14 protein-coding genes are annotated in these 12,974 nt (G+C 63.8%); 2 read left to right on the top strand and 12 right to left on the bottom strand.

All coding sequences use genetic code 11. From position 1 onward, the window contains the following. From AC1DY5_RS21055 to AC1DY5_RS21035, 5 genes are all read right to left on the bottom strand, one after another. On the bottom strand, positions 1-1,007 hold a 1,007-nt coding region (locus tag AC1DY5_RS21055; RefSeq protein ID WP_478114441.1), incomplete at its 3' end, for a glycoside hydrolase family 5 protein. A 12-nt stretch (positions 1,008-1,019) separates the two neighbouring features. After that, complete coding sequence (locus tag AC1DY5_RS21050) at positions 1,020-2,081, bottom strand: ABC transporter ATP-binding protein (RefSeq protein WP_478114439.1); 1,062 nt, start codon at positions 2,079-2,081, stop codon at positions 1,020-1,022. Positions 2,082-2,133: 52 nt separating this feature from the next. Further along, complete coding sequence (locus tag AC1DY5_RS21045) at positions 2,134-2,946, bottom strand: carbohydrate ABC transporter permease (protein ID WP_478114438.1); 813 nt, start codon at positions 2,944-2,946, stop codon at positions 2,134-2,136. A gap of 31 nt (positions 2,947-2,977) precedes the next feature. Continuing rightward, positions 2,978-3,820 (bottom strand): carbohydrate ABC transporter permease, encoded by an 843-nt coding sequence (locus AC1DY5_RS21040; RefSeq protein ID WP_478114437.1) that lies wholly within the window; start codon positions 3,818-3,820, stop codon positions 2,978-2,980. 123 nt (positions 3,821-3,943) lie between these two features. Further along, on the bottom strand, positions 3,944-5,251 hold the full coding sequence (locus AC1DY5_RS21035) for an ABC transporter substrate-binding protein (RefSeq protein WP_478114435.1): 1,308 nt from the start codon (positions 5,249-5,251) through the stop codon (positions 3,944-3,946). A 194-nt stretch (positions 5,252-5,445) separates the two neighbouring features. Between AC1DY5_RS21035 and AC1DY5_RS21030 the strand changes: the two genes are divergently transcribed. Then, on the top strand, positions 5,446-6,687 hold the full coding sequence (locus AC1DY5_RS21030; protein ID WP_478114433.1) for an ROK family transcriptional regulator: 1,242 nt from the start codon (positions 5,446-5,448) through the stop codon (positions 6,685-6,687). A gap of 186 nt (positions 6,688-6,873) precedes the next feature. Continuing rightward, entirely contained in the window at positions 6,874-7,680 is an 807-nt protein-coding gene (locus tag AC1DY5_RS21025; protein ID WP_478114432.1) for a YihY family inner membrane protein, read from the top strand. A 23-nt stretch (positions 7,681-7,703) separates the two neighbouring features. On the opposite strand, the gene AC1DY5_RS21020 is transcribed toward AC1DY5_RS21025, so the two are convergent. The 7 genes from AC1DY5_RS21020 to AC1DY5_RS20990 form a co-directional block, all read right to left on the bottom strand. Then, on the bottom strand, positions 7,704-8,546 hold the full coding sequence (locus AC1DY5_RS21020) for an ABC transporter substrate-binding protein (RefSeq protein WP_478114430.1): 843 nt from the start codon (positions 8,544-8,546) through the stop codon (positions 7,704-7,706). A gap of 52 nt (positions 8,547-8,598) precedes the next feature. Next, positions 8,599-9,333, bottom strand: coding sequence for an amino acid ABC transporter ATP-binding protein (locus tag AC1DY5_RS21015; RefSeq protein ID WP_478114445.1), 735 nt, complete (start codon positions 9,331-9,333; stop codon positions 8,599-8,601). Between the two features lie 97 nt (positions 9,334-9,430). Continuing rightward, entirely contained in the window at positions 9,431-10,186 is a 756-nt protein-coding gene (locus AC1DY5_RS21010; protein ID WP_478114428.1) for an amino acid ABC transporter permease, read from the bottom strand. Positions 10,187-10,189: 3 nt separating this feature from the next. After that, on the bottom strand, positions 10,190-10,891 hold the full coding sequence (locus AC1DY5_RS21005) for an amino acid ABC transporter permease (protein WP_478114427.1): 702 nt from the start codon (positions 10,889-10,891) through the stop codon (positions 10,190-10,192). A gap of 28 nt (positions 10,892-10,919) precedes the next feature. After that, the gene (locus AC1DY5_RS21000; protein WP_478114443.1) at positions 10,920-11,672 is read right to left on the bottom strand and encodes an SDR family oxidoreductase; all 753 of its coding nucleotides are present in this window, start codon (positions 11,670-11,672) and stop codon (positions 10,920-10,922) included. A 193-nt stretch (positions 11,673-11,865) separates the two neighbouring features. After that, positions 11,866-12,630, bottom strand: a complete 765-nt coding sequence (locus tag AC1DY5_RS20995; RefSeq protein WP_478114425.1) for a LamB/YcsF family protein — start codon at positions 12,628-12,630, stop codon at positions 11,866-11,868. 17 nt (positions 12,631-12,647) lie between these two features. Then, positions 12,648-12,974, bottom strand: a 327-nt coding sequence (locus AC1DY5_RS20990) for an acetyl-CoA carboxylase biotin carboxyl carrier protein (protein ID WP_478114424.1), incomplete at its 5' end; no start/stop codon positions are given.

The raw sequence follows: 12,974 nt of genomic DNA, 5'->3' as shown, positions 1-12,974 counted from the left end.
GCACGAAGCCGGTCGGGCACCTCCTCCGAGCCGCCGTTGTAGACCGATCCGAACTCTCCGACCCACAACGGGACGCCGTGCTTCTTCGTGAACGCGGACCCTTCATGGCTCAGGAAGACGGACTCTTGCCGGGCCAGATCCCAGTGCTCGGGCCCTTCGCTTCGAGGAGGTCCGGCGTTGATCGTTCCGGGATACTGCCCCGGGCCGAAGCCCGAGAGGGTGTAGTTGTGGCTGCTGTAGACGAGGTTCTCCGCGAACGGCTCTTCCAACCCATCGAACTGGTAGGAGTAGCGATCGCCTTCGAGAAAAATGATGTGCTTCGGGTCGATCTCCCTGACTGCGGCGACAGCCCGCCGATAGACGGCGTTCATCAGATCCCAGTCCGGACGGTAGTTCTTGTAGATGTTCCAAGGCAAGTCGCCAAACTGGTTGTTCACGCAGGGCTCGTTCATCAGGTTGAATCCTGCGACGACAGCTTCGTCCTTGTACCGTTTGGCAATCTCCCTCCACAGCGCCATGAACCTGTCCTGGTAGTGCGCGCTGTGCCAGAACAGGCTGTGCCTGTTGGCGTTGTCCGAATGCCAGTGCACGTTCTGCCACCCCTGCACGGCGTGAAGATCGAGGATGGCGTAGAGACCGTGCTTTTCGCACCACCGCAGCACCTGAGTCAGCCGTTGGAAGCCTGCTTCCTTGTAGCCGAAGGGCTTCTGGTCGTCCTCGAAATGCCTGTAGTTCAAGGGCAGCCTGACGACCGTGGTGCCGAGGCTCTTGAGGTATTCGATATCGGCCTCATTGAAGAAGTGATCGTGAAAGCGCTCGAAGAAGAACTCGGCCTTCGACTTCCCCAGAACCTCGGCCATCTCAACCCGGAGCGTGTGCTCGGCGCCGGAGAAGCCGTTGATGAAGTCTTCCATGTTCATCCAGCCGCCGACACAGGTCCCCCTGAGGCGCACGCTCTTGCCTCGAGAATCGACGATCTGGTTGGCCCTTACGCTCAGAAAATCCATTGCCCTGCTCCTTCAATTGATACGTTGCTCGGTCGACGCGTCGAACAGATGCGCGTATTCGCTCAGTACCGCGATCCGGATGACTTCCCCCGGGCCGGCGTTGATGCGCTCGCGGAAGACCGCGGTGATCGCCTGTCCACCGATGTGTGCGACGACCTGGGTCTCGGCGCCGGTCGGCTCGACCACCTCGACCTTGATCGGGAAGCCGGCGCTGTCGAGCGTGAAATGCTCCGGCCGGATGCCGTAGACCGCCGGCATCCCCGGGGTCGCTGTCGGCGCGTTGGAGAAAGGCAATGTCAGGCCGCCGGACCCATCGATCACGAAGCCCTCTCGCTCCACCTTCCCCTTGATCAGGTTCATCGCCGGACTGCCGATGAAGCCGGCAACGAACAGATTGCTCGGACGGTCGTACAAAGCCAGTGGGGCCCCCACCTGCTCGACGATGCCGTCATGCAGCACCACGATCTTGTCGGCCATCGTCATCGCCTCGACCTGGTCGTGCGTGACGTAGACGATGGTGGTCCCCAAGCGCTGGTGCAGCGCCTTGATCTCGGTGCGCATCTGCACCCGCAGCTTGGCGTCGAGGTTGGACAGCGGCTCGTCGAACAGAAACACCTTGGGGTCGCGAACGATCGCCCGGCCCATCGCGACCCGCTGACGCTGGCCGCCGGAGAGTTCCTTCGGCAGTCGACCCAGCAAGGGTTCCAGACTGAGGATCTGCGCCGCGCGCGCAACCTTCGGGTTAATCTCGCTCTTCTTCGCGCCACCCATCTTGAGCGAGAACGCCATGTTGTCCTCGACCGTCATGTGCGGATAGAGCGCGTAACTCTGAAACACCATGGCGATGTCGCGCTCCTTCGGCGCGACATCGTTGACCACCCTCTCGCCAATTCGAATCTCGCCCTGCGAGATGTCCTCCAGCCCGGCGATCATTCGCAGCAGTGTCGATTTTCCGCAGCCGGACGGGCCGACGAGGATCACGAACTCGCCGTCCTCGATTTCGACATCGACGCCCCGGATGATGGGCACCGGGCCATAACTCTTCTGGACTTTTCTTATGCTGACCGAAGACATGATTGATCCTTGTGGTTCTGCTCTTTCGCGTAGAGCGTGCGAGGGTCGGATGTCATCCTTTGACCGAGCCGGACGTCAAACCGGCCACGATGTGCTTTTGCGCGGCAAAGAACATGATCACGGCGGGAAGAATGGTCAGCGTGATGAATGCCAGGACCAGGTTCCAGTCGGTCGAGTACTCACCCTGGTAGGCCATGATGCCGAGCGGCCACGTATAGAGCGTCTCGCGGTTGAACACCACCAAAGGCAGCAGGTAGGAGTTCCAGCTGTGCACGAAGACGATCACCGACACCGTCGCCAGGATGGGTCGCGACAGCGGCAGCACGATGTACCAGAAGAATCTGAAGTAGCCGCAGCCGTCGATCAAGGCCGCCTCGAACAATTCCGCCGGTAGCTGCTTGAAGTAATTGCGAAACAGCAGGATGCTCGACGCCAGGCCGAACGCGACCTGGGGCAGGACGACGCCCCAGTAGTTGTCGAGCAGGCCCAGGTCGCGGATCTGGATGAACAGCGGCAGGATCGCCGTTGCCGCGGGAAACATCAATCCGAGAAGGAGGTAGTTGATGAGGAAGGTCGAGCCGAAGAACTTGACGTGCACGAACACGAACGCCGCCATCGCCGAGACCCAGACCGTCAACACGACCGTAAGCACCGCGATCACGGCCGAATTTCCCATCAGCTGCCAGTAGCGACTGCCGCCCAGGATGTCCCAGTAGTTTCGCCACTCCCATTGGGTCGGAAATCCGAAGGGGTTGACGCGCAGATCTCCGAGGGTCTTGAATCCACCGAGGATCGTTGCGACCAGTGGGATCAGCACCAGACCGGCGACCAGGAACAGCGCCGCATAGCGAACGACCGGCGACATGGACGCCGACTTCGCAGGAGACGTATCGTGACTAGTCATGGCGCATCAAGACCCGCTTGTAGCCAAAGGCGAACACCACGCAGATCAGGAAGAGGACGACGCCGACGGCACTGCCGAATCCGATCTCCGTGCGCGTGACACCGTAGTTGTAGAGAAAGGTCACCATGGTCTGCGTGCTGTCGGACGGTCCACCCTTGGTCAACGGCATGATGAGGTCGAACAACTGGATCGATCCCAGGATCGCGAAGAACACCGACAGCCTGATCGTCGAGCCCAGCAACGGAACCGTGATCCGGCTGAAGATCTGCCAGCGCGACGCGCCGTCGATACGGGCGGCCTCGTACAGGCTGCGGTCGATCTGCTGCAAGCCGGCGATGTACAGGATCATGTGGAAGCCGAAGTACTTCCAGATCACCACAACCAGGATCGCGTACATGGCGAGGTCGGGCTCGGACAGCACATAGGGCGCCGTCGCTCCAAATGATTCCCAGATCTTGGCCAAGAGACCGTAGTCGCCGTCGTAGACGAAGCGCCAGATGAGGCCGGCCGCGATCTCCGCCAGGATGTACGGCAGAAAGAAGATCAGCCTGAAGGTGGTCGTGCCGCGCACCCGGTCGACGAGCAATACCGCCATTGCCAATGCCAACGGCAGCTGCACGGCCAAGGACCCGACAATGATCAGCAGGTTGTTGCCAAGGGCAGTGTGGAAGGCAGGGTTTCGGAAGAGCTCGACGAAGTTTCGCCAGCCGATGAAATTCGTCGGGACCCCATAGCCGTTCCAGCTGAAGAAGCTGTACCACCCGGCAGYCCCCATGGGCAGGGCGACGAACAGGGTGAACAACAAGATCGCCGGCGGCAGGAACAGCAACGCCACTGCCGTTGTTCCACCGATTCGCCTGGACGGCCTGCGAAGCCACCCCGACGACCAGCCCTTCGCTGCGGTCGCCGCGGTACTTGGACTGTGATCGATCGTTGTCACGATGGCTCGGTGGGTCGTTCAGTTGGCGCTGTTGGCGCGCTGCCATGCGGCTTGCACGGCGGCCGCTRCATCTGCCGGCTTCATCTTCCCCGTGGCGAGCTCGACCGAGACGTCATTGACGACCGCGCCGACGGACGGGCCAAGCATCTGGTCGTAGTAGATCTGGTGATACTTGGACTTCGCGACGTTGTCCGCCAGTTGGCGAAGAATCGGGTTGGCGATGGCATCCTGGGTTCCATTAACCACGGGGATGTAGGAACCACGTTCAGCCGGCACCCGCTGGTTCTTTGCCTCCGAGAGGACACGCAGGAATTCGACGGCCTCCTTCGGCGAGCCCTTGGTGACCAGCCAGCCATTCATTCCGCCCAAGGTGTCGCTCGGGTCGCCCTTGCCTCCCGCAACGACCGGGAACGGAAACCAGCCGAGCTTGTCCTCGGGGATGCCGAGCTTGTTCGCGGAGTTCGCCTTCATCGATCCGAGCATTGCATTCAGCATCAGAACCATTGCACCCTTGCCGTCGCCGAACTGGCCGGACGACTGGGGAAAGGTGCTCCCGAGGTAGCCCGGCTGGAACGGTTTCAGATCCGTGAGCTGCTGGAACAACACACCCGCCTGGACGAAGGTATCGCTCGCAAAGCCCTTGCCCTCGCCTTGCAGCGCGGCTTCGAACGCACTCTTGCCTCCGATTCGCAGGGCCAGATGCGACCAGTAGAAGTGCAGCGGCCACTTGTCCCCGCCGCCGACAATAATCGGCGTGGTCCCCGCGTCCTTGATCTTCTTCGCTGCGCCGAGCAGGTCATCCCAAGTCTTGATCGACCCCGCGTCGACCCCAGCCTTTGCAAACAGGTCCTTGTTATAGAAAAACCCGACCTGGCCCATCAGCAGCGGCACACCGTAGACCTTGCCGTTGACGGTATAGGCCTGCAGAGCGGCCGGCATGAAGCTCTCTCGCCACTTGGCATCCATCGGAACCGACAGATCCTCGACGACGCCGGCCTTGATCTGATCCCTCATCGTTCCTCCGCCCCAGCTGTACAGGATGTTGGGCCGATCGGGCGATTGCAGCAGCGTCGTGAGCTTCTTCTTGTACGACTCGTTCTCGAGGTACTGGATCTCGACCTTGACGCCGGGGTGCGCCGCTTCGAATCGGCGCGCAACGTCGTTGTAGAAAGCGCCGACTTCGGGGTTTTGATCCACGTGGACCAGACGAACGGTTGTCTCGGCGGCCAGGACCCCGGCAGCGTTCAGCCACATCCCCGCGGCGAGCACCGCGGAGGAAACCAACTTGATGCTTCTCATCGTGTCTCCAATTTGTTTGATGGCCAAACAAATGTGCCATCGGGCCGCGGTGCGGTCACTAGGGAATACGCCGATGCTGCTAGATTTCCTGCTTGGCGCTACGCTCTCAGGCGTTTCCGTCGAGCCAACGAGTACCGAAGATCGCCATGACACACCTGACAAATCGAAACGTGAGATCATTGATTCGACCAACAGCCATAAAGCGTACGAGCGAGCCGAAGATGTCCACCCCAACGCCAGTCACGGGAGACCAGGCTTTCGTCAAGAGCATCAATCGCATTGCCATGCTTCGCCTGCTTCGCGAGCACGCCGGCATCTCGCGGGCCGGCCTGTCCGAGCGCAGCGGCTTGACGCGATCGACGGTCAGCCTGCTCATCAAGGAACTGATCGATGAAGGGTGGCTGGTCGAGGCCGATGCATTCGTCACCGGTACCGTCGGACGCCGGCCTACGCCTTTGAGGCTCGCCGGGAAGAACATGGTCTTGCTCGGTGTCGATCTCGGGCCCGACGTGGTCCAGGTCGTGGCGACCTCGATCCATGGGGAAATTCTCGAGTCGAGCCAGGCGGCCCTTCGATCGAAGGACCCGGATGAAGCCTGCCACCAGCTCGTCGAGATGGCCACCGCCCTCTCCGCGAAGATGACACGCGACGGATCGCGCCTGCTGGGCATCGGCGTCGGACTGCATGGGCCGGTGGACAAGCGTTCGGGCATGCTCGAATTTGCGCCGAACATCGGCTGGCGCCATGTCGAGATCGGCCGTCGCTTCGGCGCCGAACTCGCACGGGCGGGTCTGGCGAACGTCCCGGTCTACTATCACAACGAGGCCGACCTGGCAGCGGTCGGCGAGACCGAGTTTTGCGAGCGACCGGTCGACGATCCCCTGGTCTACGTCAGCTGCGGCGTTGGCGTCGGAGCGGGCATCATCCTCAACCACGCCCTGTTCACGGGCGCCAGCGGTTCAGCGGGCGAAATAGGCCACACGACCCTTGTGATCGACGGCCAGCCCTGCTCGTGCGGCCGGCTCGGCTGCGCAGAGGCGTACATCGGGCTCAAGGCCATCGCGGCCGCGGCAGGCTGCTTTCAGAACGACACTATCGACCGGCGCGCGCTGCGTGCGCGCATGAGCGCTCGCGATCCGGCGACCCGGAGCGCTTTCGCGCGGGCAGGTGCCGTGCTTGGCGTGCTGCTCCAGAACGCCTGGACGACCTTCAACCCACAGGTGATCGTCCTCGGCGGCGAGACGGTGACCCTCGGCGGCGACACCCTTCTCGATGCCGCAACCGAGGTACTTGCCCGGTACGCGGAACGGGCGGGCCTTGTAGCGCCAGCGGTGAAGACAGCGCGGTACGCCGACCTGGCTACCGCGGTGGGAGGCGCAGCCTATGTCCTGCACGCAATTCTCAATCCTCACCAGCCAGCCCTTCACTCGCACTATGTTCCGACTCCCGCGGAGCCGAATTAGTTTGACAGTCGAATCAATTTGAAGATCTGCGTCTCCTCGAACGCGCTGCCGCCCGGCGCGATGCAACGGATCGCTGAAGCGCTCCGAGCTACCCTTCACAATCGCCATGCGGAGCCGGCAGTCGGTTTGCCCGCGCCAAGCCATTCGATTTCTCTCTTTCAGCGATACATGTTCACCCTGACCCGCTTGACGATCCAACGCGCCAGGAAAGAGCGCCTGCCCCAGGTCGCCGGGAGCCTGACGTTCACGACCTTGCTGTCCATCGTGCCCTTGCTGGCAGCGAGCTTCACGCTGTTCACGCAATTCCCTGTCTTTAAGCGCTTCAAGGACGCGCTTCAGGAGTTGATGTTAAGCAGGCTGCTTCCAGCGGACATCGCGCGCACCGTCCTGAAGTACCTGAACCAGTTCGCCGCCAACGCCAGCGGCCTGACCTGGGTCGGCTCGCTTTTCCTGCTGGGCACGGCCATCGCGATGCTCCTGACCGTGGAGAACGCACTGAACCAGATGTGGGAGGTCAGGAAGAATCGGCCCTTCTTCAAGAGGGTCGGCCTGTACCTGCTGGTGCTGGCCATCGGGCCACCCGTTCTGGGTCTGAGCCTGTGGGCCACGTCGTACCTGCTGGGCAGTTCCATGGGCCTTATCGGTGCGCTGCCGCGATCGCTCGCATTCGTGCTCGATCTCGGGCCGTTCATGCTCGGCGTCGTTGCACTGACGAGCATGTTCTACCTCGTTCCGAACACCCGGGTGCGGCTGCGCGACGCGGTCGCGGGCGGCTTGATCGCCAGCGTGGCTTTCGAGATCGGCAAGCGCGGCTTCACCAGCTACCTCGTCAAGGTGCCGACGTACAAGGCGCTGTACGGCGCCTTCGCCGCACTCCCGATGTTCCTGCTGTGGGTGTACTTCTCGTGGCTGGTCACGCTGGTCGCCGCCATGATGACGGCTAATCTGGCGCTCACCCGGCGGCGCGCCGGCGGCAAGCCGGCGCGGGCCTAGCGGCAGCCGGACTCAACCGGCACTCAAGGAAGCAGTTCGAACTTGAGATCGGCCAGCGGCGTGACCTTCTCCTCGCGCGTCATCTTGTACTCGGTGTTCGGGCCGAGCCACTTGTTCCACATCTTGTCCAACTCACCCTTCTTCTCGAGCGAATAGAGCGCTTCGTTGACCTTGGCCAGCAGCACCGGCTCGTCCTTCTTCATCCCGATGCCGATCGGCTGCAGCACCATCGGTTCCTTGATCATCTTCAGGGGGACACCCTCGGTCTTCGACTGGTTGACCAGCTTGGTGATGGTCATGGTGTTCGCCACCATGCCCATCGACTTGTTCTGCTGCACGGCCATGAAAGCCGAGCCGGTGTCCTGGAAGGTCACGGGTTCGGAGCCGTTCATCTTGATCGACAGCTCCGAGGTCGAGCCCTTGGTCGAACTCAGGCGCTTGCCCTTGAAATCGGCCTTGGTGGTGCCCGGGTCCGACGCCTTGACCGCCAGCATTTCCTTCGCGACGTAGTACGGGTCGCTGAACTGGATCTGCTCGCCGCGGCTCTTGGTGTAGGCCAGGTTGGCGATGGTCACGTCGACGCGGCCGAGCTTGACCTCGGGCACGCGGGCCTCGACCGACAGCGGCGTCACCTTGGCGGTCAGGCCGAGTTCCTTGGCGATGGCGTTGCAGAGGTCCACGTCGTGGCCGACCATCTCGCGGGTCTTCGGGTCAGGCGCGGCAAAGGGCGGCACGTCGGCGAAGGTGCCGCACTTGAGTTCCTTGCGTGCAGCGATGTCGCTCCACTGGTCGGCCTGGGCCGCGAGCGAGCATGCGCAGAGGACCGCACCGAGGGCGGCGAGACGAAACACGTTGGCGTTCGACATGGGGAGCTCCTGTTGAAGAAATTCGAATGATGAGAAGGGGAAATCGATCGGCTCAATGCGCCCGCAGGTCCGACAGGAATCGCTGCGCGCGCGGGTGCTGGGGTCGGGTGAAGAAGGTCTCGGGGTCGGCTTTCTCGAGGATGCGGCCGGCGTCCATGAACCAGACGCGGTCGGCCACCTCGCGCGCGAAGTTCATCTCGTGGGTGACGCACATCATGGTCATGCCCTCGTTGGCCAGGCTGCGCATGACCGACAGCACCTCGCCGACCATCTCCGGGTCCAGCGCGCTGGTCGGCTCGTCGAAGAGCATCGCCGGCGGCTCCATCGCCAGGGCGCGCGCAATCGCGACCCGCTGCTGCTGGCCGCCCGACAACTGCGCCGGATAGGAATTCGCTTTGTTCGACAGGCCCACGCGCTCCAGCAACTGGCCGGCCCTGGCCTTGGCATCAGCGCGCTTCACGCCCAGCACCCGTATCGGCGACAGCATGATGTTGTCCAGCACGGACAGATGCGGGAACAGGTTGAAGCTCTGGAACACGAAGCCGATGCGGCTGCGCAGCTTGTTCAGCGCATGGCTGCTCATCGGGGCGTGGATGTCGTGGCCGTCGAACAGCAACTGGCCGGACTTGATCTCCTCCAGCCGGTTGACCGTGCGGATCAAGGTCGACTTGCCCGAGCCGGAGGGACCGCAGACCACGACCACCTCACCCTTCTTCACTTCGGCATTGACGTCGGTCAGCGCCTGATAGTCGCCGTACCACTTGTTGATGTTGGAGAACAGGATCATGGTGTCGTCTTCGCGCGGCGCCGGCCGCACGCTGGGTTGTGCTTTGGTTTCCATGGTTGTCTCCATTGGTGGTGGGTCTGGCCGTCGAAGCGCGGCTTCAGGGATTGGCTGTCACCGACGGCAGCGGCAGGCCGTCCTCGGTGGTGGCGGGTGTCGCGCTGCCGAGTCGCTTGTAGGCGATTCGCCGCTCCAGCCATTGCGCCAACTGGGTCAGGCTGAAGCAGACGACGTAGTAGGTCATCGCCAGGATGAAGAACACTTGGAAAGGCTTGGTCAGCAACTGGTTGTTGATCTGGTTGGCAGCGAAGGTGAGTTCCTGCACGTTGATGACGTAGCCCAGCGTGGTCTCCTTGATGGTGGAGATGAACTGGCTGAGCATGCTCGGCAGCATGTTGTAGAGGGCCTGGGGCAGGATCACGTACCACATGGTTCCCAGGTGGCTGTGGCCCAGCGCACGGGCGGCCTCGGACTGGCCCTTCGGCAGCGCCTGGATGCCGGCACGGACTACTTCCGACAGGTACGCGCCTTCGTAGATCACCAGCGTGCACAGCATGGTGGTGAACCCGGAGACGTCGTGGCCGATCAGGATCGGCACCAGGAAGTACACCCACAGGATGACCATCAGCAGCGGCACGCCGCGCACGATGTAGACCAGGACCGTGGCCGGCCAACGCAGGGCGCGCCAGGGCGAGAGGCGCGCCAGTGCCAGCAGCACCGACACGGGGAAGGCCAGCACGATGCCCAGCACCGAAAGAACGAGCGTGGCGACGATGCCGCCCATCGGCCCGTTGGGATACTGGCCGACCAGCAGCAGCAGCCAGTTGTCGCGCAGGATGTCGAAGATGCCGAACATGTCTTACCTCGCCCCCGAAACACGATAGCGGCGTGCGATCCAGGCCCCGACCGCCATGATGAGCATGGACACCAGCAGGTACATCAAGGTCGCCATGCTGTAGGCCTCGAAGGTGCGAAAGCTTTGGCTCTCGATCTCCTTCACCGCATGGGTCAGTTCGGCGACGCCGATGGCCATCGCCAGGCTGCTGTTCTTGAACAGGGACACGCTGTGATTCACCAGGGCCGGCACCGCATTGCGCACCGCCTGCGGCAGCATCACGTACCGCATCGCGCCAATGTAGCCGTGTCCCAGGGCTCGCGCCGCCTCGGACTGACCTGGCGGGATGGCGCGCAGGCCGGAGCGCATGTCCTCGCTGAAGTAGGCGGCCTGGCAGAGACCGAGCGCCACGATGGAGATCAGCGCCTCGGCGTTGTTGTTCGACAGCCAGTCCTGCACGGGATCCGGCAGCAGGCTGAAGATGCCGAAGTACCAAAGCATCAGCTGCACCAGCGTCGGCACATTGCGATGATAGGAGACGTAGGCCGCGACAGCCCGCTCGGCCACTATGTTGGCGCTGAGCCGGACCACCAGCAGGACGACGGCCATCGACATCGCGAGCAGCCAGGAGCCGACCGCGATCTTCAGGGTCAGCACCATCCCGTGCAGCAGCATGGCGCCGAACTCGGGCTTCAGCAGGATCGCAAGGAGGTCGAAGTCCTTCATGGCGTGCTCTCGTGTGGATGGGCGAGGCTCAGGCCCGCACCGTCTCCGGCTTGGCGGTGGAAAGGCCGCCGGGCACCTGCAGGGTCGGCGTGATTTCCATGTGGCCGATGTTCACGGCGACAGGCGCCGCGATGGCGAAGGCGATGGCATTGGCGATGTCGGCGGCTTCCGGCAGCTCATAACCTTCGACGAAGCGCTTGCGCGTCTCCTCGGAGTCACCGTGCACGTGCGCGAAGATGTCCGTCGCCACGCGACCCGGGCAGATCTCGGTGACGCGCACCCGCTTGCCGAAGCAGTCGACGCGCAACTGGCGCGACAGCATGCTGACCGCCGCCTTGGTCGCGTGGTAGGTGCTGTTGCCGCCGAAGTTGTAGGCCGCGGCGATCGAGCTGATGTTGACCACGTGGCCGCTGTCGCGCGCCACCATGCCCGGAACCACCAGCCGGCAGAGATGCAGCACGGCGCGCAGGTTGACGTCCACCAGTAGGTCGATGCCTTCGGCGTCGGCCTTCAGGATCGAGCCCGGCCGATCGACGCCGGCGTTGTTCACGAGCACGTCGAAATCGACTTCCTTCGCCAGCGCGGTGACGCCGGCCAGGTCGCTGACGTCGATGGCGTGCGGGATGCAGCCGGTGCGCGCGGCGAGTTCCTTCAGTTTTTCGGCGCTGCGGGCCAGGGCATGGACCTGCAGGCCTTCCTTGCAGAGGCGCTCGACGACGGCGGCGCCGATGCCGGAGGAGGCACCCGTCACCAAGGCGGTCTTGTAGTCGGAGAAGGGCATCTGGATCACTTTCTTTCTGTGGAATGGCGGCCGGTTGCACCCTTGTCGAATGCGCTTTCGGACCTCGATGAATTCACTGTATCGACCGCAGGTTCGACACGCCAAGACGGTTTGTCTGTGGAGCGATAAGGCCCCCTTATGTCGCCCCCGGAGGGTGCGCGATGACTAAGGGTAAGCACCATGTTCGTGCCGCTCAGGCGGTCTGCTTCGAGATTGGCACCACGCGGCCGTGCGCCTCGACCACCTGGCGCACGCCGCGCGCCAGCGCCACCGCGCCCGGCGTGTCGCCGTGGACCAGGATCGAATGGACCTGCATCGGGATCTTCTGGCCGCCGTAGCTGGTGACGGTGCCGTCTTCGAGCAATTGACGCACCCGCGCCAGCACGCGCTCGGGGTCGTGGATCACCGAATCCGGCATCTTGCGCGGGATCAGCAGCCCGGTTTCATCACAGGCTCTGTCGGCCAGGAAGGTGGTGCGAATACGCAGGCCACAGCTCTCCGCCGCATCCTCGATGGCCCGGCTGGCCGAGGAGCTGATCGTCAGCGACGGATCGAAGTCCGCCACCGCCCGCACCAGCGGCGCCGCCAGTCCCGCGTCCGCCGCCGCCATGTTGCCGAGCGCGCCATGAAAGCTCATGTGCGTCATGCGGTGCCCGGCGGTGCGTGCGATGCCCGCCAGGGCACCGAGCTGGTAGATCACGGCGGCGACCAGTTCGCCCGTGTCCATCTGGATCGGGCGGCGGCCGAAGCCGGCCAGGTCCGGGAAGCCGACGTGCGCGCCGACGTCCACGCCGCGCGCCAGCGCCGTGCGCACGGTGCGGTCCATGATCTGCGGGTCGCCGGCATGGAAGCCGCAGGCGACGTTGGCCGAGGAGACGATGCCCAGCAGCGCCTCGTCATCGCCCATGCGCCAGGGGCCGAAGCCTTCGCCCAGGTCCGCGTTCAGGTCCATGTCCATGGTCGTTTTCCTTTTCGTCAGAGGGGATGCAGGTCGACCAGGGCCGTGCCGTAGCCGACCGTCGCGCCGTCGTCGGCCCGCAGCGCGGCGACGGTGCCTGCCCGCGGGGCGGCCACCGGCAGCAGCAGGACGCCGATGCGCAGCAGCCCGAGCGTCTGGCCGGCCTGGACGTCATGGCCGACGCGCACGAACGGCGCCGTGGCGCAAGGGTGGGCGTGCAGGAACACGCCGACGGAAGCGGCGCTCACGGTGTCGGGAGCGGGCCCTGCCGGGGTGGGAGCCACGGCCCCGCGGGCGACCCGCGCGGCGGCCGCGCCGGGCTGGCCGGGGTCCAGCGCCACGAC

This window comes from Variovorax sp. P4_D9, assembly GCF_056401695.1.
The sequence above is the reverse complement of the archived record's forward strand: the minus strand, read 5'-3'. Positions and strand labels throughout refer to the sequence as shown.